Below are 22903 nucleotides of genomic sequence, written 5' to 3' on the forward strand. Positions count from 1 at the left end.
CCTATCATGCTCGATCCGACATTCCCCATCGAATCGGTACGTTCCTCCTACCCTGCGCTGGCCGACGGCTTCGCCTACCTCGACGGCGCGGCCGGCACCCAGACCCCGCGGCCGGTGATAGACGCCATCTCCACCGCCTACCGGGCCGGGATCGGCAACGTCGGCGGCGCCTTCCCCGCCAGCGACCGCTCCGGCGCCATCGTGGCGGCCTGCCGCGCCGCCGTGGCCGACCTGGTCGGCGGCCATCCGGACGGCGTGGTGCTCGGCCCGAACATGACCACGCTGACCTACCGCCTGGCCAGGGCCATCGCGGGGCCGGGCGACGAGGTCGTGCTCTCCAGGCTCGACCATGACGCGAACGTCCGGCCCTGGACCCAGATCGGCGCCACCGTACGCTGGGCCGAGGTGGACCCGGTCACCGGGGAACTGCCGGTGGAGCAGTACGCGGACCTGATCGGCGAACGCACCCGGCTGGTCGCGGTGACGGCGGCCAGCAACATTCTCGGCACCCGTCCCGACGTGGCCGCCATCGCCGAGCTGGCGCACCGGGCGGGCGCGCTCATGTACGTGGACGGCGTGCACGCCACCCCGCACGGCCCCGTGGACATGCGCGCCCTGGGCGCCGACTTCTACGCCACGAGCGCGTACAAGTGGTCGGGCCCGCACATCGGCGCGGTCGTGGCCGACCCGGCGCTGCTGGAGACGCTGCGGCCGGACAAGCTGGCCTCCTCCTCCGACACGGTGCCGGAGCGGTTCGAGACGGGGACGGCGGCCTTCGCCGACCTGGCCGGCGTGACGGCGGCCGTGGACCACCTGGCCGCCCTGGTCCCGGGCACGGGCACCCGCCGCGAGCGCCTGCTGGCCTCGATGAGCGCGGCGGAGGAGCACGAACTGGCGCTGTTCGCGGTGCTGATCGAGGGGCTGGAGACGATGCCGCACGTCACGGTGTACGGCAAACCCGCCAGGCGCACCGCCACCGCCTACTTCAACGTGGCCGGGCACACCCCGCGCCAGGTGGCCGAGCACCTGGCCGGACTGGGCGTGAACGTCTGGAACGGCCACAACTACGCCTGGGAGCTGACCGGCGCGCTCGGCATCCGCGACTCGGGCGGGGCCGTGCGGGCGGGCCTGGTCCACTACAACGACCGTTCCGACGTGGACCGCCTGCTCGAAGGGGTGGCCCGCCTGGGCTGAAAAAGGGGTGGACCCCACCCCGCGGGCGCGGGTGGGGTCCAGCTCAGTGGCCGGGATCGCTAGCAGCTGTGGTAGCCCGAGTTGTAGCCGTCGGCGAAGCCCCTCTGGTAGGCGCCGCCACCGGAGTACTTCAGGCTGTAGGGCTCCTTCTTCATGCAGGCACTGCGGCCGTCGGTGTAACCGGCCGAGCGGCCCATGTTGTACTGCTGCTTCTTGGCCTTCCTCTTCTCGGGTGGCTTGCTCGCGACGTGGGTGCTCGTCTGCGCGCTCGTCGCGGAGGTCTGCGCGAGGGCCTGGGCCGATGGGGTGGCGAGGGGTCCGAGTGTGACAGCGGTGAGAAGCGCTGGACCAGCCAGAATCAGGCTTTTCTTGATGCGCATTCCGGTCTCCCTTCTGTCACCACCCAGCGTGGAGGGGGTCGTGTCACCGCGCCGTGATGTCAGCGTGACCGGAGCGTGACCGGGATCGCTCAGCGGCCGCGCAAGCTGGCGACCAGCTCCCGCAATCTGGCGGTCGGCTCGATGCCGAGCTCGGCCCGCAGGCCCTCCGCGTAGAGCCGGAAATGGCGGATCGCCTCGGCCTGGTTGCCCTCCGCGAGATGGGCCTCGATGAGCGCGGCGCAGGCGCTCTCCCGCAGCGGGTCCGCATGCGCGGCCACGCTCGCGGCCGTCACGGCCTCGGCGAACCGCCGCTGCCTGACGAAGATCGCCGACAGGGCCTCCAGGGCGTGCAGCCGCAGCTGGTGCCATTCGTCCGCGGCGGCCAGCACCCATTCCTCGTACCAGCCGGGCAGCAGGCCGTTGGCCAGCGCATCGACGGACCCCGCGCAGACGGTGGCCTCCTCGGCCCGGACGGTGGGGTCGATGAGGCGCTGCGCCAACGCCCGGGCGTCGTCGAAGTCCACGCCGGTGTCCGGGGCCAGCCCGATCTCGGTCGTCCCGACGTGCAGCAGCGCCCGCCCGACCTCGTCGAGGCGTTTCAGCGCGGAGCGCAGGTTGGCGTGCGCGCGCCGCTCCGGCGCGTCGGGCCAGAGGGTGGTCGCCATCACGTTCCTGTGCACCGTCCTGCGGCTGATGGCGATGTACGCGAGCAGCCGCTCGGAGCCGCTGGAGACGGCGAGCTGCTCGTCGCCGGCCAGCAGCCGGAAACCGCCCAGAAGCGCGAGACGGATAGGTCGCTCCACCATGCCCCCGGTCCTCTCCTGGTGCGAGATCAGTCCGGGGAGCCGCTGCGTAGATACCCGCTGGCGGGGCCGGGACACCGGAATGAACGGCGGCCTTCGTGCGCTTGCACGGACGCAGTCGTTCAGAAAGAAGGCTTGTCCCATGACCACGCAGGCCGTCGCGGCCCGGCTCATCGTGCAGGCGCTGGAGGCGGAAGGCGTCGAGTACGTCTTCGGCATCCCCGGCGAGGAGAACATCCACTTCGTCGACGCGCTCCAGGACTCCTCCATCCGCTACGTCCTCGTACGGCACGAGCAGGGCGCGGCGTTCATGGCCGAGATCTACGGCAGGCTGACCGGCAAGGCGGGGGTGGCCTCGGCCACGCTCGGCCCCGGCGCGATCAACCTGCAGCTCGGCGTGGCCGACGCCACCACCAACAGCACCCCGGTGGTGGCGATCAGCGCACAAGTCGGGCTCGACCGCATCTACAAGGAGTCGCACCAGGTGGTGGACCTGGTGTCGCTGTTCAGGCCGATCACCAAGTGGTCGGAGCTCGCGCCGTCGCCGCAGGCGCTGCCCGAGATGATCCGCAAGGCGTTCAAGACCGCCCAGACCGAGCGTCCCGGCGCCGTCTACCTCGCCATCCCCGAGGACGTCGAGTCGGCGCCGGTGCCCGACGACCTGCGCCCGCTCCCCGTCAACGTGGTACGCACCCAGGACCCCTCCCCCGCGCAGATCGCCCGCGCGGCCGACGTGCTGGCCACCGCGCGCCGGCCGATCGTGCTGGCCGGGCACGGGGCCACGCGCGCCAGGGCCTCCCAGGCGCTGATCCGCTTCTCGGAGCGGCTCGGGCTGCCGGTGGCGACCACGTTCAACGGCAAGGGCGTCTTCCCCGACGACCACCGGCACGCGCTGGGGGCGGTGGGGTTCATGCGGCACGACTACGTGAACTTCGGGTTCGACGAGGCGGACGTGCTGATCAGCGTGGGGTACGAGCTGCAGGAGTTCGACCCCGTCAAGATCAACCCGCATCGCGACAAGAAGATCATCCACATTCACCAGTTCCCCGCCGAGGTGGACGACCACTATCCGGTGGCGGTCGGCGTCCAGGGGGACATCTCGCGGTCGCTCCACGCGCTCGCGGACGCCGTGCACCGGCGCTTCGAGATCAACGGCACCGGCGAGAAGATCCGCCGCATGGTGCGGGAGGAGCTGGAGCAGGGGCGTTCGGAGGACGGGTTCCCGCTGTCACCGCGCCGGATCGTGGCCGACGTCCGCGCGGCGATGGGACGCGAGGACATCGTGCTGGCGGACACGGGGGCGGTGAAGATGTGGATGGCCCGCATGTATCCGACGTACGAGCCGAACACGATGCTGGTCTCCAACGGGCTGTCGTCCATGGGCTTCTCGGTGCCGGGGGCGCTGGCGGCCAAGCTGGCCTTCCCCCGCCGCCGGGTGCTCGCGGCGACGGGTGACGGGGCGTTCCTGATGAACTCGCAGGAGCTGGAGACCGCCGTGCGGGAGCGGATCCCGTTCGTGGTGCTGGTGTGGGAGGACGGCGCGTACGGGCTGATCGAGTGGAAGATGGACCTGGAGCTGGGGCGCGACTCCAACGTCACGTTCGGCAACCCCGATTTCGTCAAGTACGCGGAGAGCTTCGGGGCGCGCGGCTACCGGATCACTCACGCGGACGAACTACTGCCGACGCTGCGCAAGGCGCTGGCGGACGACGTGGTGTCGGTGATCGCGGTGCCGGTCGACTACTCGGCGAACCTGGAGCTGACCGACAAGCTCGGCGAGCTCACCGGCCCCTTCTGAGCGGGCTTCACCCGCCCCTTCCGAGCGGGCTTCACCAGCTCGGCTCGACAGCGGCTTCACAGGCTCAGCACGACGATGCCCACGCCGAGCAGGAGGTCGAGAACCATGCAGAACTCCGCCATCGACCGCGCCACGACCTGCTTGGCCCGCCACACGAGCAGGTCCTGCACACCGTGGGCGATCAGCGCCCCCGCGACCAGGAAGCCGCCGGCCTGGGGCGACAGCGTCAGCGCCAGCAGTGCCGCCCCGCCGCAGACCAGCATGGCCGGGACCTGCGCGGCCGTCAGCAACGGCTGGCGCAACAGCCCGCCCACCAGGCCGAGGACGACGAGGGAGACCGCGCCGCCGATCAGGGCGGGCCAGCCGTCGATCCCGAGCTGGTCCAGCACCACCCACGCCACGGTGCTGATGACGAACAGGGCCCAGACGGTGCCGGGCTTGCCGAGGACCGCCGTACCTAGGTAGATGAGCGCTGCCAGGAAGACGACGAACCCCAGGCTGCGGCCGTCCTCGAAGTCCAGGAGGGTGAGGACGGCGAAGCCCAGCCCGAGCAGGGTGGGCCAGCGGTGCGCGACAGCCGGGAGCGCGCGGGGAGGTTCGGAGGTCCGGGTCATGAGCCGAGTGTCGCCGGTGCGGTGGTGGGGGGTACAGGACTCGGGCGCTCCAGGTCCGAAATCTTGGTGTGCCGGTCCCCATCCGTGACTCCTCCGCTCCCTGAAGGGAGCGGCTTCTCGCTAAGCCGCTTGCGCAGCCTCGCGAAGGGCAAGCCCTGCCCTCAAGATGTTGATCGCCGCGTTCACGTCGGCGTGCGCGGAAAACCCGCACCCCGTACATCGGAAGACGGCTTGGGTGACACGGTTCTCCTTCGCGCAGTGCCCGCAGCGCGAGCAGGTACGGGAGGTGTTGGCGGGGTTCACGGCGATCAGCTCTCGACCGGCGCTTTCAGCCTTGTGCGACAGGATCGTCAGGAACGCGGACCAGCCCGCGTCGAGAATGCTCTTGTTCAGCCCGGATTTAGCCGACTGGCCGTTAGCCAGGTAGCCGCCTTCGCCGTCCGGTTTCGGCGCGGCACGCCGGGTCATGCCCGCGACGTTCAGCGCTTCGTGCACGATCACGTCGTAGCCGCGGACCAGCGCGAGCGCGGCCTTGTGCGCCGAGTCGAGGCGTTGCCGCCGCACCTTGGCGTGCAGGGTCGCCACCCGTGCGACGGCCTTACGGCGCCGCTTGGATCCTCGTTTCTTCCCGGCGAGCTCCCGCTGGGCCGCTGCCAGACGGCCGGCGCACGTGGCAAGGTGCCGCTGGTTGTCGAGGTGGTCGCCGTCGCTGGTCGTGGCCAGCGAGGCGACACCCAAGTCAATACCCGCGACCGCGCCCGTAGCGGGAAGGGTCTGCGCGGGCACCTCATCGCACGACAGCACGACGAACCAGCGGGCGCCTTCCCGCTTGACGCTGATCGTCTTGACGGTGCCCAGCACACGGCGGTGCTGGTGGACCCGGACATGCCCGACGCCCTGCAACCGCACGTAGGTCGCGGCCGGGTGGCAGGGCTGGGAGTCCCACCGGCAGCCGTCGCCGTCATTGGGCCACTCGACCGTGTCGAACCAGCCCCGCCCTTGAAACGTGGAAACCCTGGCGTGCGGCCTGCTTTGACACGGTCGAAGAACGCGCGGAACGCCTTGTCCAGCCTGCGGAGGGTGGCCTGCTGGGAGGAGAACGACCATCGGCCCTGACCGTCGGGGTCGTCGGCGCGGATGTGCTTCAGCTCCGCCGACTGGTCGCCGTAGCGCACCGTCACCCCGGCTTTGCGGTAGGCCGTACAGCGGTGTTCGAGAGCGGCGTTGTACAGCGTGCGGTGCTCTTCCAGGCACTGCGCGAGCGCAGCGGCCTGCTTGCTGGTGGGGCGCAGCAGGAACTTGAACGACCTGCGCACGCCCACCTCCCACATTCGGTAACGAGAACACCACGGTATCGGCTGGCACCGACAAAACCCGGAAGAACTCTGTGACGCACGAACCTGACAGGTCAGGGCACGCTCGGGCGTTGGCGGCCCTCCCGCTCCCGGCTTCGGCTGAGGTCCTTTGGAGGCGGCGGGAGGCAGGACGGCCTCTCCGGCGACGGACACGCGCCACGACCCGAGGGCCCGGCACCACCCAGCGACGCCGCATGGTCAATGGACGTCGCCACAGCTGGCGCACCCCGCGGGGTGAGGTGCCTCCCCCGGTGGGTTGGGGGAGGCGGGTGGGGTGGAGGGGTCAGCCGGCCAGGTGGGGGAGGACGCCCGTGTGGTGGAGGCGGTCGCGGGCGGCCGCGATGGCCTCGTCGGTGGTGGCGAACACCTGCCCCGCCTCGTCCAGCCGGGCGAGCACCCCCAGCGCCTCCAGCGGCTGGTGGTGGCCGTCCGGGATGCCCGAGACGTACACCAGGATGCCCCGCCCCTCGAGCCGTTCGATCGCGTCGCCCAGGACCAGCGCGCCGCTGGCGTCGATGGTGGTGACGCGGGACAGGCGCAGCACCACCACGGACACGTCCGTCACCTCTGACAGCTCCATCAGGAAGCGGTGGGCTGCGGCGAAGAACAGCGGCCCGGCCAGCCGGTAGGTGACGATGTGCTCGGCGAGCAGCGCGTGCTCGTCCTCGGTGTGATGGGGCTGCAGGTCGTGGCGGAGCGGCTCGGCGTCGAGGCGGGCGTTGCGCGCCATGGCACGCAGGGCCAGCGCCCCCGCCACCACCAGGCCCAGGATGACCGCCACCACCGTGTTGAGCGTCAGGGTGGCGACGGCCGTCAGCACCAGGACCACGGCGTCGGCCCGGGTGGACCTGAACATGGCCTTGACGGCGTCGGTGTCGACCATGCGCACCGACGTGGCCAGCAGGACCCCGGCCAGCGCGGCCAGCGGGATCCGGGCGACGAGCCCGGCGGCGGAGTAGATGATCGCGGCCAGGATGCCCGCGTGGGCCAGCGCCGCGAGCCGGGACTGGGCGCCGGAGCGGACGTTGACCGCGGTGCGGACGATGGCGCCCGTGCCGGGCATGCCGCCGAACAGCGGGGTGACGAGGTTGGCCACGCCCTGCCCGAACAGCTCCCTGTCGGGGTCGTGGCGACGTCCGGTGGTCATGCTGTCGGCGACGTTGGCCGACAGCAGCGACTCCAGCGCGGCCAGGGCGGCCACCGCGACGGCCGGGGTGAGCAGGGACGGCAGCGCGCCCGGATCCAGGAACCCCAGCGACGGCGCGGGCAGCCCGGCGGGCAGGTCGCCGATCCTGGCCAGCGGCAGCGCGGCCACCTCGGCGGCGACGGTGGCGATGGCCACGGCGGGCAGCGCGAACGGCAGGCTCGGCCGTACGCGCGCGGCCACCAGCACCACCGCGGCCACGGCCACGGCCACGGAGGTGGCCCACCAGTGCGGGTGGGCGAGGAAGTCGAGGACGGCGTGCCAGGCCACGATCATGACCTTGTGGCTGTTTTCCGGCGGGACGCCGAGTGCCTGGGGCACCTGTTGCAGGCCGATCACGCAGGCGATGCCGACGGTGAACCCCGCCACGACCGGGGCGGGGACCACGGCCATGTAGCGCCCGGCGCCGGTCAGCGCCAGCGCGAGCAGCAGCAGCCCGGCCAGCAGACCGACCGTGAGCACGCCGGTGGGGCCGTGGGCGTCGAAGATCGGCATGAGCATCACCGTCATGGCGCCGCTCGTGCCCGAGACCTGCAGGTCGGAGCCGCCGAGCAGGGCCGCCAGCGCCCCGGCCACGATGGCCGTGGCCAGCCCGGACGCGGCGCCGAGCCCTGAGGAGACGCCGAATCCGAGTGCCAGCGGCAGCGCGACGACCGCCACCGTGAGCCCGGCGAGCAGGTCCTGGCGGGGGCGGCGGCACATGGCGGCCAGCGACTCGCGTTCCGGCAGCACGGCGCGCAGCCGCCCCCAGGCCAGGGTCAGCCCGCCGGTCACGAGCTGTTACCTTCCGGTCCGGAAATGTAACCGTCTTGGTGCGTGAAAGGTCCTCTCACCATCACTCCCTACGAGTAAAGAGCGCCCCGCAATGCACCAAATTGCATATTTTTGCAATTGGTCAAGAGGCTCTCCGTATCAAGTACACCCCTTGCCACCTGCCTAAACGGGCTGTTCGCGAGGCGTGAACACCGGCAGCAGCGAGAACGCCCGATCGGCGGCCCGGATCGCCTCCCGCTCGACCTCCGCCATCGGCCGGCCTTCGGCCAGCATCGCCCAGTTGCGCCGGGCGAGCACCCGCTGCGCGGCCAGCACCTGCCCGGCGACCAGCCCGGCGGTCAGCTCGTCGGTGATCTCCCCGAGCGCCTCGGCCAGGGCCTCCTCGTCCTGCGCCATGTGCTGGAACAGCCGCGCCGCCAGGCTCGGCGTCGAGAACACCATCCGGTGGTACGCCACCACCTCCGGATGGTCGTTGAGCCCGGTGACCGGGTCGCGCCGGGCGAGCCCGTCGAGGAAGTGGCGGCGCAGCGCCTCCAGCGGCCGCTCCCCCGACCCCCGCCCCCGTACGACGCGGGCGGCCTCACCCTGGTGGTCGGCGATCCGGTGCAGCACGAGGTCTTCCTTGGTCGGGAAGTACTTGAACAGCGTCGGCTTCGACACCCCCGCCGCCGCCGCGATCTCCGTCACGGGCACCTCGTCGAAGCCGCGCTCCAGGAAGAGCGAGATGGCCGCCGTCGAGATGGCCTCGTGGACCCGCTGCCGCTGGATCTCCCGTAGTCCCGTCATGGCACCCAGTCTATCAAAGTGTTAACCTGGTTAAGTTTTTAACCGAGTTAACGCTTTTGGGGGACGCGATGGGCACGCTCGACGACGAGAGGCAGTACGTCGAACGCTGCAAGGCCGGACTGCGCAGGATGCTCGAAGGCGCGCGCGACAACGTGATCATCGGTGAGACCGTGGCCGGCGACCGCTACAGCGCCGAGCGGCTGGGCCGCCATCTCAAGAGCCTGGCCAAGGAGCTGAGCGAGGAGCCCGAGGGCCCGCCGTTCTTCGGCCGGCTGGACTTCGGCCAGAGCTCGGCCGAGCACCGCGGGCGCGCGTACCACATCGGCAGGCGGCACATCACCGGCGAGCACGGCGGCCCGCCCGTGGTGATCGACTGGCGCGCGCCGGTCTCGCGGGCCTTCTACCGGGCCAGCGCCCGCGACCCGCAGGGTGTCGCGGTACGCCGCCGCTTCGGCTGGTCGGGCACGACGCTGACGGGCTTCGAGGACGAACGGCTCGAACGGGGCGAGGAAGGCGAGTCGCGCATCCTGGCCGCCGAGATCGAGCGCCCCCGCGTCGGCCCCATGCGCGACATCGTGGCCACCATCCAGCCCGAGCAGGACGACCTCGTACGGGCCGAGCTGGACACCTCGATCTGCGTCCAGGGCGCACCTGGCACCGGCAAGACGGCGGTCGGCCTGCACCGGGCCGCATACCTGCTGTACGCACACCGGCAGCGGCTCGAACGCTCCGGCGTCCTCGTCCTCGGCCCGAACCGGGCCTTCCTCGGCTACATCTCGGCCGTGCTGCCCGCACTCGGCGAGGTGGACGTCGAGCAGACCACCCTGGAGCGCCTGCTGGCCCCCGTCGCTGTCACCCTCCCCGTCACCGCCGCCGACAGCGAGGCCGCCGCGCTGGTCAAGCACGACGTCCGGATGGCCGAGGTGCTGCGCAGAGCGCTGTACCGGCGGATCGCGAAGCCGGTCGAGCCGGTGACGGTGGCGGACGGCTCGTACAGGTGGCGGGTGCCCGAGGAGGAGCTGCGCCGCATCGTGGACGACACGCGCCGCGAGTCCCTGCCGTACGGAGTGGGCCGCGAGCGGGTGCGGGCCCGGACGGTCGCCGCAATCCAGCGCCAGGCCGAGGCGCGCGGGCAGACGGCCGGCGCGGCCTGGACCCGCAAGATCGCCCGCGCCGTCACCCCGTTCCTGGACGCCGTCTGGCCCGCCGTCAAACCCGAAGAGGTCCTGTACGAGATCCTGCGCGGCCCGGCCGAGGCCCCGCGCGACAGCGGCCCGGCCGAGGGCACGCGCGACAGCGGCCCGGCGGAAGGCACGCGGGACGGCGGGTCGGCGAAGGGCAGGCGCGACAGCGGCCCGGCGGAAGGCACGCGGGACGGCGGGTCGGCGAAGGGCAGGCGGGACGGCGCGCTGACGGGGGCCGAATGGGAGGCGATCACCTGGGCCAAGCCGCCCCGCAGCGTCAAGAGCGCCAAGTGGACGGCGGCCGACCTCGTGCTGCTCGACGAGATCGCCGCCCTCATCGAGCGCCCGCGCGGCTACGGCCACGTCATCGTGGACGAGGCCCAGGACCTGTCCCCCATGGAGTGCAGGGCCGTGGCCAGGCGCAGCGAACACGGCTCGCTCACCGTGCTCGGCGACCTGGCCCAGGGCACCACGCCGTGGGCGGCCTCCTCCTGGCCGGAGCGCATGGCGCTGCTGGGCAAGCCGGACGGCCAGGTCATCGCCCTGACCACCGGCTTCAGGGTCCCGGCGGCCGTGGTGGAGCTGGCCAACACGCTGCTGGCGGCGCTCGGCACGCAGGTGCCGGCGACGCGCTCGTACCGCTCCGACGGCCGCCTGCGGGTCACCCGCGTGAGCGGGCTGGAGAAGGGCGTGGTGGAGGCGGCGCGCGAGGCGATGGCGTTCGAGGGGTCGATCGGGGTGATCGCGGCGGACGCCGACGTCGAGGCGATCACGTCCGCGCTCCGGGACGAGGGCATGGACGTGGACGAACGCCTCACCGTGCTGCCCGCCTCGCTGGCCAAGGGGCTGGAGTACGACCATGTGATCCTGGCCGAGCCCGCCGCCGTCGCCGAAGCCGAGCGGCGCGGCCTGAACCGCCTGTACGTCGCCCTCACCCGGGCCGTCTCCCGGCTGGACGTCGTTCACGCCAGGCCTCTGCCGCCCCAGCTATCTCATCCCATAAAAGCAGTTTGAAATCGGTATATGTCCTGGTTCGTTCGGCTCGACAGGACTGGGCCCTTCGGTGTGTGATGTTGTTCACGTCTCGAGAGGAGCCCGCAAGTGACCTCTTCGCAGGATCCGCCCCAGGGCGACGATCCCAACACCCAGTGGTCGCAGCCGCCCCCGTATCCGCAGCCTCCTTACAAGCAGCCGCCGAGCAACCAGGTCCTGTCGATCATCGGGTTCGTCTGCGCGGTGGTGGCCGTGCTGTTCATCCCGATCCTGTTCGGCCTGGCCGGCATCGTGCTGGGCATCGTCGGCCACACGCGGGGCGAGCCGCTGGGCAAGTGGGCCGCCGTCGCCGCCGGCGTCGGGATGATCATCGGCATCGCCCTCGGCGTGATCCTCGTGAGCAGCATGTCCTGACCCGAGCCGCCCCGGGCGTCACCGACTCCGTCTGACGTGACCCCCTCCCGGGGCGGCGCCGCCTTTCCCGCCCCACCCCATTCAGGCACGGCCCGCGCCCGCTCGCCGTCCACCGGTGAGCCGCCTTCCCCAAGCGCCCGCCCGCCGCCTCCGACCACGGGACGCGCGGCGCACACCGGGCCGCTCTCTCGACGCGCCACACCGGCCAGGCACCGGGCTCAACGACCCGACGCGTCCGACCGCAGAACGCGGATCCGACGCTGTCTCCAAACGTAGAACGCACAGCGATTCCCCATTGCGTAGCGGATACTCGCGCACGTATGCTCGTGTACGAGTATTCGTCCACGAGGAGATGAGCCGGATGACGAAGCGGCGCAGGGTCGCGAACCTGCTGGCTCTGGCCGTGCTGACGGTGGCCGGGCAGCGGCCGATGCACCCGTACGAGATGGCCTCGGTGCTACGGGCGCGCGGCAAGGACCAGGACATGCCGATCAAGTGGGGATCCCTCTACACCGTCGTCCGCAACCTGGAGAAGCACGGCCTGATCGAGGCCGTGGAGAGCGGCAGGCAGGGCGCCCGCCCCGAGCGGACCGTCTACCGCGTCACCGAAGCCGGCCGGGAGGAGGCCGACGACTGGACGCGCGAACTGCTGTCCACGCCCGTGCGGGAGCCGTCGGCGTTCGAGGCGGGATTGTCGGTGCTGGCCGGGCTCGGCCCGGACGAGGTGGTGCCGCTGCTGCGGCAGCGCCTGGAGCTGCTGGAGCAGCAGCTCCAGGACGCGCGCCGGGCTCTGGAGCGGGACCGGGAGGAGGTGCCGAGGCTGTTCCTCCTCGAGTCCGAGTACGCGCTGGCGATGCGGGAGGCCGAGGCGGGCTGGGTGAGCGCGCTGGTGGCCGAGCTGACCTCCGGCACGTTCCCCGGCCTGGACGGATGGCGGGCCTTCCACCGGACCGGCGACCTGCCCCCCGAGGTGGCGGACATCGCGGAGAGGGGCAGCACAGCGGATTGACCCCGGCGACCGGCGAAGAGCCCGGTGGCCGATCGCAAGACCGGCGGCGGTGCGGGAACACCGCCGCCGGGAGATCTTCGTACCGAAATGCCCGCGAAGCGGGACCCCGGACACGAGATGGCACTCGCAACAATAGCCGGGCTCCCCTTCACGGACCGAACCATGGGGAGCCATCATGACCACGACCACTCTCGACGCCGTGACCTCGAAGGACGGCACCACGATCAGCTACCGCCGGCTCGGCCGCGGCCCCGGGCTGGTGCTCCTGCACGGAGTCATGCAGAGCGGCCACAGCAACATCGAGCTGGCCCAGGCCCTCGCCGACGAGTTCACGTGCTACGTGCCCGACCGCCGCGGCCGGGGCCGCAGCGGCCCGTACGGTCCGGACTACCGCCTCGATCGGGAGGTCGAGGACCTCGACGCGCTGCTCACCGCGACCGGGGCGGACCGCGTCGTCGGCGTGAGCTCGGGCGCCATCGTCACGCTGCGCACCGCGCTCGTACGGCCCGAGCTGCGCAAGGCCGTCATCTTCGAGCCGCCGCTGGACGTCGACGGCTTCTACCCGGCCGGCTGGCTGGAGCGCTTCGACCGGGAGCTCGCGGCCGGCCGGATCCCGGCGGCGCTGGTCACCGGGATGAGGGCGGCGCGGCTGGGGCCGCAGTTCTTCAATGTCATGCCGCGGGCGGTCCTGGAGCTGCTCACGGGCATGATGCTGAAAAGTCAGGACAAGGCGGCGGTTGACGGGGAGCCGACGTTCCGGGAGCTGGCCCCGACGCTGCACTACGACGGGCAGGTGGTGGCGGAGACGGCCGGCAGCCTGGACGTCTACCGGCCGATCGGGGCGGAGGTGCTCCTGCTCGGCGGCACCCGGAGCCCCGCCCACCTGAAGTCCGTGCTCACGGGGCTGGAGCGCGTCCTGCCCCATGTCCGGCGCGTGGACCTGAAGGGCCTCGACCACAGCGCCACCTGCAACGCCGACCAGCGCGGACGCCCTGAGCAGGTCGCGGCCGCGATCCGCGATTTCCTCTCCTAGCGGGCCCTCAGGTGGTGGCGAGGGCGACCGTGGGCGACAGGCGGGCGGCGCGCATGGCGGGGTAGAGCCCGGCGAGCGTCCCGATCAGCAGGGTCGCCCCGACCGCCCCGCCCAGCGCCCACGGCGGGACCACCGGCGGCCAGCCCCGCGACAGGGCGTAACCCGCGGTCGCCAGGGCCCCCATGACCGCGCCCACCACCCCGCCCAGGGTGGACAGCAGCAGCGACTCGGCCAGGAACTGGATGCGTACCTGGCCGCGGGTGGCTCCGAGCGAGCGGCGCAGGCCGATCTCCTTGCGCCGCTCCAGCACGGAGATGACCATGGTGTTGGCCACCCCGACCCCGCCCACGAGCAGGGCCACCGCGCCGAGCCCGAGCAGCAGGTTGGTGAAGGCGCCCGCGGCGGCGGCCTTGGCGGCCAGGGCGTCCGACGGCCTGCTGACCGTGACCTCCTCCGGATTCTCGGGGTTGACGGTGCGGGGCAGCACCTGGCGCACCGACTCCACCGCCTCGTCCGAGGAGCGCTCGTAGATGGTGGTGGGGTAGCCGTCGAAGCCCAACAGCTCCTGCGCCGCGGGGAAGCCGACCAGGGCCGAGCGTTCGATCTCCGGAGCCAGCGGCATCGGCCCGAGGATCCCGACGACCGTGAACCAGCGGCCGCCCATCCACACCTGCACGCCGGTCCTGGCCAGCCCGAGCCGTTCGGCGGCCTGCGCGCCGAGCACGACGGCAGGCTGGCGGGCGGTGGCGTCGTTGAGCCAGGTGCCCTTGGTCACCGAGCCCTCCAGAGTGGCCAGGAGGGTGGTGCTGGCCGCCTGGACGGCGATGCCGCCGGTGACGGACGCGGGGATGTGGTTGTTGCGGCGTACGGTGGCCTCCACGCCGCCGGTCGCCGCGGCCGTCCGGACCGGGCGGATGCGCTGGACCATGGCCAGCGCGCCGGTCGGCAGCTTGGCCTCCTCCCCGAACATGGTCTGCCCCGGAGCCACCGTGAGGAGGTTGGTGCCGAGCTTGTCGAGCTGGCGCAGGAGCTGCTCGCGGGAGGAGGACGAGATCCCGATCACGGCGATCATCGTCGCGATGCCGATGGCGATGCCGAGGGCCGACAGGATCACCCTCGTCGGGCGGGCGCGCAGCCCGGCGGCCCCGACGCGCAGGACGTCCCCGGGGCTGAGCCGGCCGGGCGCGGGCCGCGCCCCGGCTCGGTGGTGGTGGTCGGTCAACGCCCGGCTCCTCTCAACAGCTCCACGGGGCTCAGGTGGTCGTGCTCGTGGCCGTCGACGACGAGCCCGTCGCGCAGGCGTACCTGGCGGGAGCACCAGCCGGCGATCTCGGCGTCGTGGGTGATGACGGCCACGGTGGTGCCGGCCTCGTGCAGGTCCGCCAGGACGGCCAGCACGTCGGCGCCCGCGTGGGAGTCCAGGTTGCCCGTCGGCTCGTCGGCCAGGAGCAGCGGCGGGTCGCCCGCCACGGCCCGGGCGACGGCCACCCGCTGCTGCTCGCCGCCGGACAGCTCCGACGGCCGGTGCCGGAGCCGGTGGCCGAGCCCGACCCGGTCCAGCGCGGCGGCGGCGCGTTCGCGGCGGGCGCGGCGGCCCGTGCCGGTGTAGAGCAGGCCGTCGGCGACGTTGTCGAGCGCGCTGACCCCGGGCGAGAGGTGGAACTGCTGGAAGACGAACCCCAGGGTGCGCGAGCGCAGCCCGGACAGCTCCCGGTCCGACAGGGTCGCGACGTCGTGACCGGCGACGCGCACGGTGCCGGAGGTGGGGCGGTCGAGGGTGCCGATCATGTGGAGCATGGTGGACTTGCCCGATCCCGACGGGCCGACGATGGCCAGCAGGTCTCCCCGGTCGATGGTCAGGTCCACGCCGCGCAGGGCGTGCACGTCTCCGGCGTACGTCTTGGTCACCCCGCACAACTCGACGATGCCGTTCACTGGGCCGTTCCCTGGGCCGTTCACGGGGCCGTTCCCTGGGCCGTTCACTGGACCGGCACCCCGACCTTCATGCCCTCGGCCAGCCCCTCGCCCTTGATCTCGACCAGGCCGCCGCCGAAGGCCCCGGTCTCGACCGCCACGATCCGGCTCGCCGCGCCCTCCGCCACCTCGACCCCGAAGCCGCCCTCGCGCAGCGCCAGCAGCGCCTCGACGGGCACCGCCAGCACGTTCGCGTGCCGCGCGCTGGCCATCTCCACCTCGACCGGCGCCTGATCCAGCTTCGTCCGCGGCGGCCTGGCGAGGGTGATGTCCACGTCGATGGTGGTGGTCGCGTCCCGTTCGGACCCGGAGGACTCCGCGACCGTCCCGACCGACGTGATCCGGCCGGCGGCCCGCTCGCCGCCGGGGAGGGTCACCGTGACCTTGGCGCCCTTGCGGGCCAGCGACTGGTCGCCGGTGTCCAGGTCCACGTGCACCAGGCGGCGGATGCCGCTCACCGTGAGCGCCTGCTGTCCAGGCGCGGTCCTGGCGCCGACCTCGGCCTTGGCGTCGGTCACGCGTACGGCGGCGGGCTGGAACACGACCTGGGCCGCGTCCACCCGCCCGCTCTCCTCCAGTCCCCTGTCCTCCTGCCAGTCCTTGACCGCCTGCTCGGTGGCGTAGCTGAAGTGGTCGTCCACGGTGAGGTAGTCGCCGTACCCGAGCGCTTTGAGGTTGCGCTCCAGCTGCTCGACGTCCGGCCCGTCGGACACGCCGCGCTGCAGGGTCCGGTAAAGCGGCAGGCTGCCGTACATGAGCACGAGCGGCCTGCGGTCCACCTTGAGCAGCGGGCGGCCGCGGCGGACCACCGCTCCCTGGGCGGCCACCCACGTCACGGTGCCGGAGGCGCCCGAGGCGACCCGGCGCTCCCCCGCGTAGGTGAGGGCGCCGTCCACGGTCTTGGTCTCCACCAGGTCCTGCCGGGTGATGTCCGCGGTGGCGGGGACCGGGGGTCTGGCGGGCGTGGCGGCGCCGGGGACGCCGTCGTTCATGACGGCCACCGCGGTCCACGTCGCGGCGACGGCCAGGACGGTGCCGCCGCTCAGCAGGATGCCCTTCCTCATGACGTTTCCCCTGGCTTCTTGCCGCCGCCGGGCGCGTACTGCTCGCAGGCCTTGTGCGCGGCCTCGATCTTCTGCTGCGAGCCGTTCCTCATCTCGAAGCGCATGCCCTCGCCGGGCTTGGGGTCCGGCATGTCCACGCCGTGCTGGCGCATGCACTGCGCGAACTTGACCATCTGGTCGTAGTCCTGCTGGCTGGGCGTGTGGTCGCGGACGACGGCGTCCATGATGGGCTGGCAGGCCTTGTGTGCCTTGTCCATCTTGTCGCGGCCCACACCCTTGGGGACCTCTACCTTCAACTGGCCGTTCTGTGGGTCGGGGACGTCGATGCCGTGCTCGCGCATGCACTGCGCGAACTTCAGCTGAGCCTCCTCCGGGTCCATTGACACCGACGGGGAGGCCGTGGGTCCGGCGGACGAGGTGCCGGCGCTGGCCACGCCGTCGTCCTTGGGCGCCGTGCCTCCGCACGCGGCCAGCGCCAGCGTGAGCGGGACGGCTACCAGCAACAGCCGTATATTCATGACATTCACTCCTCCGCGCCCGGGGTCCTTCGCCCGGGGTGCGGCCTCACTCCAGCCCATGGGGTGCTAGAACCGGATAAGCCCGCCCTGCGCGTTTATCCGGCCCTAACACGTGATCCGTCACGCTCGGGTGCCAGAGGAAAGGGGCCGGCGATGCGGGTGCTTGTCGTCGAGGACGAGGAACGGCTGGCGGACGCGGTCGCGCGCGGGCTCCGGCTGCAGGCGATCGCCGTGGACGTGGCCTACGACGGGCAGGACGCCCTGGAGCGGGCCGCGTACGTGGACTACGACGTGGTGGTGCTCGACCGGGACCTGCCCGAGGTGCACGGCGACGACGTGTGCCGGCGGCTGCGCGAGGGAGGCGGGGGCGGCCGGGTGCTCATGCTGACCGCGGCCGGCCAGATCCGCGACAAGATCGACGGGCTGTCGCTGGGCGCGGACGACTACCTGGTCAAGCCGTTCGCGTTCGCCGAGCTGGTGGCCCGGGTCCGGGCGCTGGCCCGCCGCTCGCCCCGCTCCGCGGCGCCCCTGCTCGAACGCGGCGGCGTCGTGCTCAACCCGTCCCGCCGCACGGTCACCAGGGACGGGCGGCCCGTGTCGCTGAACCGCAAGGAGTTCGACGTGCTGCGCGTGCTGCTCGGCGCGGGCGGCGAGCTGGTCACCTCCGGCGAGCTGCGCAGGCGCGTCTGGGACGAGCACGCGGACGCGGGCACGGGCGCGCTGCGGGTCACGATCACGTCGTTGCGCAAGAAGCTCGGCGTGCCGTCGGCGATCCTGAACGTGCCCGGCAAAGGATACCGGCTTTGATCGTCGAGCAGGGGCGGTCGTGGTGGAGCAGCAGGCGGCTGCGGCTGCGGCTCACTCTGCTGTACGGCGGCCTGTTCTTCGTGGCCGGGTCGATCCTGCTCTGGCTCACCTACCTCATCACCGGCCAGGCGCTGAACCAGCAGTTCGTCACCGGCTTCCGGAAGATCCAGAACCCGCCCGCGGACGTGGCCGCGACGCGCCCGATGGTCGGGGACGTCATCTTCCAGGGCGACATCGAGAACCGGGCCGGCAACGTGCTCAGCGAGATGGTCCGCTCGTCCATGCTCGTGATGATCCTGGTCGGCGTGGTCGCGCTCGTGCTCGGCTACGTGGTGGCCGACCGGGCGCTGCGCCCGCTCGACCGGGTGACGGAGGCGGCGCAGCGGCTGTCGGAGAGCACCCTGCACGAGCGCATCGGGATGCGGGGCCCGCCCGACGAGGTCAGGCGGCTGGCGGACACGTTCGACGCGATGCTGGAGCGGCTGCACCGGGTGTTCGACGCGCAGCGGCGGTTCATCGCCAACGCCTCGCACGAGCTGCGCACGCCGCTGGCGATCAACCGTACGGTGCTGGAGGTGTCGCTGGAGGAGCCGGCCGCGTCGGAGGATCTCAAGGCGCTGGCCAGGGCGTTGCTCGGCACGAACGCCCGCTACGAGCGGCTCATCGAGGGCCTGCTGCTGCTCGCGCAGTCGGAGCAGGAGCTCACCGTGCGCAAGCCGGTGGATCTGGAGCAGGTCGTGCGCACCGCGCTGGAGCAGATCGACCTGCAGTCGCGCAAGCGGCCCGTCACGCTCCACCAGGACCTGCGGCCGGTGCTGGTCGAGGGGGATCCGCTGTTCCTGGAGCGGTGCGTGTTCAACCTGCTGGAGAACGCGATCAAGCACAACGTGCGCGACGGCGAGATCTGGCTCGCGCTGCGGCGGCAGGGCGGCGACGCGGTGGTCACGGTGCGCAACACCGGGCCGGCGGTGCCGCCGTACGAGGTGGACGACCTGTTCGAGCCGTTCAGCCGGCTCCACGGCGACCGGGTGCGCTCGTTCAAGGGCGCGGGGCTGGGGCTGTCGATCGTGCGGGCCATCGTGCGTGCGCACGGCGGCCAGGTCACCGCGGCCGCCCGGCCGGAGGGCGGGCTGAGCGTCACCGTACGGCTGCCGCACGGCCCGTCGTGAGACCCGGCCCCGGCGTCCCCGTCCGGACCTCCGTGACATCCTTGAAGTGTGCTGTCGCCAATCGACGTGCTGCAGGAGCAGATCAGGTCCCATTTGACCGCCTTCGACCGCCGGCAGGTCCCGCCCACCGGCGGGGTGCGCAGGGCCGCCGTCACCGTGTGCGTCCTGGAGGACGCCGAACGGGTCCCGTACACGATCCTGATCAAGCGGGCCGCCCACGGGCGCAACCCGGGTCAGTGGGCGCTGCCCGGCGGGCGCCTGGACGACGGGGAACGCCCCGTGGACGCGGCGCTGCGCGAGCTCGCCGAGGAGACGGGCGTCACCGGGGTCGAGGTGGCCGGGATGCTCGACGACTTCGTCACCGACTCCGGCTTCGTCATCACGCCGGTGGTGGCGTTCGGCGGCGTCCAGCAGCCGGTGGCCGACCCGCGCGAGGTGGCCTCGGTGCACGACGTGCCGCTGGAGTGGTTCCTGGCGCCGGGGGTGCCGCGCTGGCGCGGGAAGATGCTGCAGATGCCGCTGGGGCCGTCCATCGTGGTCCACGCGCCGACGGGGGCGATCCTGTGGCAGTTCGCCGAGGTGGCGCTGCGCGGCCGCGAGCAGCGGGTCTTCGACGTGAAGCAGCCGCGCTGGACGAGGACCTGACCGGGCGCGCCCGGTCAGGTCCAAAGCGTCCTACGCGTCCTGCGCGTCCTGCGCGCGGACGAACGCGTTGACGATCATCGGCAGCGACGCGTCCAGGCCCGCCACGTTCAGCACGCCCTCGTCGCCGGGGTCGCCGATCGAGTAGCCCGCGGCGGTCATCGCCGCGACGACCACGCGCGCCTCCGCCGCCACGGTGCGGCGGTAGGCGCCGAGCTCCTGCGAGGGGTGGGCGCGCCCCGCCCACGTCTCGTTGTCGGTGAACACCACGATGCCGTCCACCGCCATCCGCTGCTCGCGCGCCCAGCGGAACGGCAGCGACAGGTCGGTGCCGCCGCCGGACGGCCGCCAGGAGCCGATCTCGCGCAGGTTGGTGCGCGGGGTCACCTTCGAGGCGTGGACGCCGGTGTCGACGTCGATGACGTGCACGGTCCCCTTCTCGATGCGGGCCAGCATGACGGCCATCGCGCAGCCCACCTCGTACGGCGAGCCGATCTTCGAACCGCCGACCACGACGTCGCCGCCGTACCAGCCGCCCGACATCGACCCGGAGGAGTCGACCGCGACCAGCAGCCGCCGGCCCGTGGGCCGGACGGTGCCGAACGCCAGCTCGTACGTCTCCTCCAGCGCGTCCCGGATCGCCGCGACCGGTGCCCACGTGTGCGCGTCGGCGCGCGGGTTGGGCTGGGCGCGGCCCGAGCCGTACACGCGCAGCGCCAGGAACGCGTCCATCGGGTGGATGCGCGCCCGCAGCAGCGCGTCGCGGTCGGTGAGCCGGGCGACCGCGCGCCGGGTGGCCTCGCCCGTCGGGGTGAGCGTGCCGATCCGCGTCATGCGGGCCAGGTTGCGCAGCAGCGCGGTCATGCCGATCGTGTCGACCAGCGCGTCCCACACCTTCGGATCCCTCAGCACGGCGTCGGGCAGGAACTCCCAGGGCACCTTGCGCTCGGTCACCACCTGGATCGCCTCGCGGGCCGTGGTGACGGCCTTGGCGCTCAGGAACCGGTCCACCGACTCCAGCGTCTCGCGCGCCTGCTCGTCGGAGACGTTGCCGGCGATCCAGCCGAACAGCCGCGCCCGCTGCGGGCCGTCCGCCTTGGGGTGGGCGATGCGCAGGACGTCGCGCAGGTCGAACGTCTCACCCTGCGGCGTCCTGCGCTGGCGGGCCTTGCACACCTTGAACGCGACGTCGTCGGGGCTGCCGGTGGTGAACCAGGAGGCGAGCGCCGTACGCAGCGAGCGGCCGGTGACCGGCGCGGTGCCGCGCGCGGTCGGCTTGCCGCCGAGGTTCTTGTAGTAGCCGAAGAAGGAGGCGAGGTGGTCGGTCGTGCGGGCCACCTTGGGCAGGGCGAGCTTGGCCGCCTGCCGGGTGGCCGCGTCGCCGCGGGCGTAGGCGGCGGCCAGCGCGAACAGCGCCGGTCGCTGCTTGGGAGCGCGCGGCGGGCGCGCGGTCGAGATACCGGTGAGCAGTTCGACGACGCGCGGGCCGTCCTCGGCGATCGCCTCGAACAGCGCGGCGGCGTTGCCGGCGGTCAGCTGCTCCTGCGACACGTAGTAGGTGCCGCCCGTGGTGCCGAGGATCAGGAAGTCCTCGACGCGCTGCCACAGGTCCTTCTCGAAGACGAAGCCGCCCGCCGCGTTGCGCACCTGGTCGGTGCGGCCGGGCAGCGGCTGGGTCTGCGGCGTGGCGAACGCGGAAACGCCGGCGAGGGGGTCACGGTTTCGCGCCATAGTTTTCACCTCGTACGTCTCGACCCGCCCGAATGGCGGATATGCAGAAAAAATGGGGGCGGATGTGGAAATGCCAACCGGCCTTTTACGGCGCGCTGCCACTACGCGACGCGCGGGCGCACCCGCGCGGCGGGGAGTCGAACCCCGCGCTTCCGGCACCTGAAGCGATGACCGGCCTGCTTCGACCCGCCCCCGAGGCTCGGAGAGGGCACGGATATGGGGGTGTCCACCGGCGTTGGCGCTCTGCCGACTGAGCTACCGGAGCGTTGGCCCCGGGCAGGACTCGAACCTGCGACTCCCCATTAAAAGTGGTAACCGACGAACTTCGACCCGTGCCCTCACCGAGTCTCACTGACATTGTGGATTCAACACGGAATGCCAATGGGGGCTCAAATCATTTTCCCGATCTCGTCGAGGGCGAGCGGGGCCGCGCTCACCGTGAGTGACCGGGACGAACCGGGCGGCCGGGGGTCGAAGATCGCCAAGCTCAGGTCACGTGTCGCCCATGAGGGGGGCGCGATTACCCCCATGCCCGGACCGTGTGCTTAACTCGAGTTGCCGATGTGGTCTGTGTCCCCCGGGCCGCAAATTACCGCCTTCACGGAATACCGTTCGGCTGGAGCCGTGTTGTGCACCTCGCCGAGGAGGCGACCGCCACATCGGCCTTAACGACTTTTCCAGGCGTCCCGCCCACCGGCGGGGCGCCTGCTTTATGGTGGGGTGGCCGACCGGCCCGATGATCAGGAGAGCTCGTTGCTGTACGAAGTGGTCAAGTTCGCCGCCGCGCCGCTCGCGAACGCGATGTGCCGGCCGCACATCTCGGGCGCGGCGCACGTGCCCAGGAGCGGGCCCGCGATCCTGGCCGCCAACCACCTGTCGATCCTCGACTCGTTCCTGCTGCCCGCGCTGCTGCCGCGGCACGTGACCTTCACCGCCAAGAACGAGTACTTCGACGGCAACCCGGTCTCCGGCTTCTTCATGCGACTGGGCGGCAGCCTGCCGATCGACAGGGAGAGCGCGCACGCCGCCCAGACCATGCTCGACTCCGCCGCGGACCTGCTGGAGCGCGGCGAGCTGTTCGGCATCCACCCGGAGGGCACCCGCTCCCCCGACGGCCGCCTCTACCGCGGCAAGGTCGGCGTGGCCTGGCTGACGCTCAAGACGGGCGCCCCGGTGCTTCCCGTGGCGCTCAGCGGCACCGAGAGGGTGCTGCCGGTCGGCTCGAAGGTGCCCAGGCCCGCGCGGATCGGCATCGCCATCGGCGAGCCCATGCGGTTCGAGGGCGACCACACCAAGGCCCGCGACCGGCGGCGGGTGACCGACGAGATCATGGCGGCCATCCAGAAGCTGTCCGGGCAGGAATACGTGCCGACCTACGCCGCCAGCTTCAAGGCGGCCAACGGCGTGTCATGACAATGTCGTCGAGGATCAGGGGGATCTAGCGTGGCGCGTGGTCG

Annotated in this window: 21 protein-coding genes and 1 pseudogene; 10 read left to right on the forward strand and 12 right to left on the reverse strand. The window is 72.0% G+C overall.

The window, feature by feature from the left end:
* Positions 1-6: 6 nt before the first annotated feature.
* On the forward strand, positions 7-1194 hold the full coding sequence (locus AB0J87_RS27215; protein ID WP_363969519.1) for a cysteine desulfurase-like protein: 1188 nt from the start codon (positions 7-9) through the stop codon (positions 1192-1194).
* Positions 1195-1253: 59 nt separating this feature from the next.
* Here AB0J87_RS27215 and AB0J87_RS27220 read toward each other — a convergent pair whose 3' ends face one another.
* Positions 1254-1574 carry a hypothetical protein gene (locus tag AB0J87_RS27220; RefSeq protein ID WP_363969521.1) on the reverse strand — a complete coding sequence of 107 codons (321 nt, stop codon included), beginning with the start codon at positions 1572-1574 and terminating at the stop codon, positions 1254-1256.
* A gap of 89 nt (positions 1575-1663) precedes the next feature.
* Positions 1664-2380 (reverse strand): BTAD domain-containing putative transcriptional regulator, encoded by a 717-nt coding sequence (locus tag AB0J87_RS27225; RefSeq protein ID WP_363969523.1) that lies wholly within the window; start codon positions 2378-2380, stop codon positions 1664-1666.
* A 139-nt stretch (positions 2381-2519) separates the two neighbouring features.
* Between AB0J87_RS27225 and AB0J87_RS27230 the strand changes: the two genes are divergently transcribed.
* A complete protein-coding gene (locus AB0J87_RS27230) occupies positions 2520-4175 on the forward strand; it encodes an acetolactate synthase large subunit (protein WP_363969525.1) in 1656 nt (551 codons plus the stop codon).
* A gap of 56 nt (positions 4176-4231) precedes the next feature.
* On the opposite strand, the gene AB0J87_RS27235 is transcribed toward AB0J87_RS27230, so the two are convergent.
* The 5 genes and pseudogenes from AB0J87_RS27235 to AB0J87_RS27255 all read right to left on the reverse strand — a co-directional run bounded on the left by AB0J87_RS27235 (position 4232) and on the right by AB0J87_RS27255 (position 8908).
* On the reverse strand, positions 4232-4789 hold the full coding sequence (locus AB0J87_RS27235; protein ID WP_363969527.1) for a hypothetical protein: 558 nt from the start codon (positions 4787-4789) through the stop codon (positions 4232-4234).
* Positions 4790-4909: 120 nt separating this feature from the next.
* The gene (locus tag AB0J87_RS27240; RefSeq protein WP_363969529.1) at positions 4910-5650 is read right to left on the reverse strand and encodes a transposase; all 741 of its coding nucleotides are present in this window, start codon (positions 5648-5650) and stop codon (positions 4910-4912) included.
* Positions 5651-6033: 383 nt separating this feature from the next.
* Positions 6034-6120: pseudogene (locus tag AB0J87_RS27245) on the reverse strand (helix-turn-helix domain-containing protein); the annotation flags it as partial.
* 307 nt (positions 6121-6427) lie between these two features.
* Positions 6428-8050 (reverse strand): SulP family inorganic anion transporter, encoded by a 1623-nt coding sequence (locus AB0J87_RS27250; protein WP_363970124.1) that lies wholly within the window; start codon positions 8048-8050, stop codon positions 6428-6430.
* A gap of 234 nt (positions 8051-8284) precedes the next feature.
* Positions 8285-8908, reverse strand: coding sequence for a TetR family transcriptional regulator (locus tag AB0J87_RS27255; RefSeq protein WP_363969531.1), 624 nt, complete (start codon positions 8906-8908; stop codon positions 8285-8287).
* A 68-nt stretch (positions 8909-8976) separates the two neighbouring features.
* Between AB0J87_RS27255 and AB0J87_RS27260 the strand changes: the two genes are divergently transcribed.
* The 4 genes from AB0J87_RS27260 (at position 8977) to AB0J87_RS27275 (ending at position 13541) form a co-directional block, all read left to right on the forward strand.
* A complete protein-coding gene (locus AB0J87_RS27260) occupies positions 8977-11106 on the forward strand; it encodes an ATP-binding domain-containing protein (RefSeq protein WP_363969533.1) in 2130 nt (709 codons plus the stop codon).
* Between the two features lie 87 nt (positions 11107-11193).
* Complete coding sequence (locus AB0J87_RS27265) at positions 11194-11499, forward strand: hypothetical protein (protein WP_350732067.1); 306 nt, start codon at positions 11194-11196, stop codon at positions 11497-11499.
* A 361-nt stretch (positions 11500-11860) separates the two neighbouring features.
* Positions 11861-12508, forward strand: a complete 648-nt coding sequence (locus tag AB0J87_RS27270; RefSeq protein ID WP_363969536.1) for a PadR family transcriptional regulator — start codon at positions 11861-11863, stop codon at positions 12506-12508.
* A 175-nt stretch (positions 12509-12683) separates the two neighbouring features.
* Positions 12684-13541 (forward strand): alpha/beta hydrolase, encoded by an 858-nt coding sequence (locus AB0J87_RS27275; RefSeq protein ID WP_363969538.1) that lies wholly within the window; start codon positions 12684-12686, stop codon positions 13539-13541.
* Between the two features lie 7 nt (positions 13542-13548).
* On the opposite strand, the gene AB0J87_RS27280 is transcribed toward AB0J87_RS27275, so the two are convergent.
* Genes AB0J87_RS27280 through AB0J87_RS27295 form a run of 4 tightly spaced genes read right to left on the reverse strand, consistent with a single transcriptional unit; the run spans position 13549 to position 17097 of the window.
* On the reverse strand, positions 13549-14763 hold the full coding sequence (locus tag AB0J87_RS27280) for an ABC transporter permease (RefSeq protein WP_363969540.1): 1215 nt from the start codon (positions 14761-14763) through the stop codon (positions 13549-13551).
* Positions 14760-15476 (reverse strand): ABC transporter ATP-binding protein, encoded by a 717-nt coding sequence (locus tag AB0J87_RS27285; RefSeq protein ID WP_363969542.1) that lies wholly within the window; start codon positions 15474-15476, stop codon positions 14760-14762. Before AB0J87_RS27285 ends, AB0J87_RS27280 begins: the two co-directional genes overlap by 4 nt.
* A 44-nt stretch (positions 15477-15520) precedes the next feature.
* The gene (locus tag AB0J87_RS27290; RefSeq protein WP_363969544.1) at positions 15521-16579 is read right to left on the reverse strand and encodes a peptidoglycan-binding protein; all 1059 of its coding nucleotides are present in this window, start codon (positions 16577-16579) and stop codon (positions 15521-15523) included.
* Positions 16576-17097, reverse strand: coding sequence for a hypothetical protein (locus AB0J87_RS27295; RefSeq protein ID WP_363969546.1), 522 nt, complete (start codon positions 17095-17097; stop codon positions 16576-16578). Before AB0J87_RS27295 ends, AB0J87_RS27290 begins: the two co-directional genes overlap by 4 nt.
* A 153-nt stretch (positions 17098-17250) precedes the next feature.
* Between AB0J87_RS27295 and AB0J87_RS27300 the strand changes: the two genes are divergently transcribed.
* From AB0J87_RS27300 to AB0J87_RS27310, 3 genes are read left to right on the forward strand one after another with little or no spacing between them, the layout of a single operon-like run.
* Positions 17251-17904, forward strand: coding sequence for a response regulator transcription factor (locus AB0J87_RS27300; RefSeq protein ID WP_363969548.1), 654 nt, complete (start codon positions 17251-17253; stop codon positions 17902-17904).
* A complete protein-coding gene (locus tag AB0J87_RS27305; RefSeq protein ID WP_363969550.1) occupies positions 17901-19073 on the forward strand; it encodes a HAMP domain-containing sensor histidine kinase in 1173 nt (390 codons plus the stop codon). Before AB0J87_RS27300 ends, AB0J87_RS27305 begins: the two co-directional genes overlap by 4 nt.
* Before the next feature lie 48 nt (positions 19074-19121).
* Complete coding sequence (locus AB0J87_RS27310; protein WP_363969552.1) at positions 19122-19718, forward strand: CoA pyrophosphatase; 597 nt, start codon at positions 19122-19124, stop codon at positions 19716-19718.
* A 30-nt stretch (positions 19719-19748) separates the two neighbouring features.
* Here AB0J87_RS27310 and AB0J87_RS27315 read toward each other — a convergent pair whose 3' ends face one another.
* On the reverse strand, positions 19749-21446 hold the full coding sequence (locus tag AB0J87_RS27315) for a TROVE domain-containing protein (RefSeq protein WP_363969554.1): 1698 nt from the start codon (positions 21444-21446) through the stop codon (positions 19749-19751).
* Between the two features lie 753 nt (positions 21447-22199).
* On the opposite strand from AB0J87_RS27315, the gene AB0J87_RS27320 reads away from it, so the two are divergent.
* On the forward strand, positions 22200-22859 hold the full coding sequence (locus tag AB0J87_RS27320) for a lysophospholipid acyltransferase family protein (RefSeq protein ID WP_350732048.1): 660 nt from the start codon (positions 22200-22202) through the stop codon (positions 22857-22859).
* The last annotated feature ends 44 nt before the right edge of the window (positions 22860-22903 follow it).

The sequence above is a fragment of the Nonomuraea sp. NPDC049625 genome (assembly GCF_040675285.1).
In the GTDB taxonomy this organism is placed as follows: Bacteria; Actinomycetota; Actinomycetes; order Streptosporangiales; family Streptosporangiaceae; genus Nonomuraea; species Nonomuraea angiospora_A.

Bases quoted from the DNA above. Each gene is read 5' to 3' on its own strand.
- AB0J87_RS27260 (WP_363969533.1), top strand. From the start codon at position 8,977: ATGGGCACGCTCGACGACGAGAGGCAGTACGTCGAACGCTGCAAGGCC.
- AB0J87_RS27220 (WP_363969521.1), bottom strand. From the start codon at position 1,574: ATGCGCATCAAGAAAAGCCTGATTCTGGCTGGTCCAGCGCTTCTCACC.
- AB0J87_RS27255 (WP_363969531.1), bottom strand. From the start codon at position 8,908: ATGACGGGACTACGGGAGATCCAGCGGCAGCGGGTCCACGAGGCCATC.
- AB0J87_RS27225 (WP_363969523.1), bottom strand. From the start codon at position 2,380: ATGGTGGAGCGACCTATCCGTCTCGCGCTTCTGGGCGGTTTCCGGCTG.
- AB0J87_RS27295 (WP_363969546.1), bottom strand. From the start codon at position 17,097: ATGAATATACGGCTGTTGCTGGTAGCCGTCCCGCTCACGCTGGCGCTG.
- AB0J87_RS27215 (WP_363969519.1), top strand. From the start codon at position 7: ATGCTCGATCCGACATTCCCCATCGAATCGGTACGTTCCTCCTACCCT.
- AB0J87_RS27290 (WP_363969544.1), bottom strand. From the start codon at position 16,579: ATGAGGAAGGGCATCCTGCTGAGCGGCGGCACCGTCCTGGCCGTCGCC.
- AB0J87_RS27270 (WP_363969536.1), top strand. From the start codon at position 11,861: ATGACGAAGCGGCGCAGGGTCGCGAACCTGCTGGCTCTGGCCGTGCTG.
- AB0J87_RS27300 (WP_363969548.1), top strand. From the start codon at position 17,251: ATGCGGGTGCTTGTCGTCGAGGACGAGGAACGGCTGGCGGACGCGGTC.
- AB0J87_RS27235 (WP_363969527.1), bottom strand. From the start codon at position 4,789: ATGACCCGGACCTCCGAACCTCCCCGCGCGCTCCCGGCTGTCGCGCAC.
- AB0J87_RS27230 (WP_363969525.1), top strand. From the start codon at position 2,520: ATGACCACGCAGGCCGTCGCGGCCCGGCTCATCGTGCAGGCGCTGGAG.
- AB0J87_RS27275 (WP_363969538.1), top strand. From the start codon at position 12,684: ATGACCACGACCACTCTCGACGCCGTGACCTCGAAGGACGGCACCACG.
- AB0J87_RS27250 (WP_363970124.1), bottom strand. From the start codon at position 8,050: ATGTGCCGCCGCCCCCGCCAGGACCTGCTCGCCGGGCTCACGGTGGCG.
- AB0J87_RS27315 (WP_363969554.1), bottom strand. From the start codon at position 21,446: ATGGCGCGAAACCGTGACCCCCTCGCCGGCGTTTCCGCGTTCGCCACG.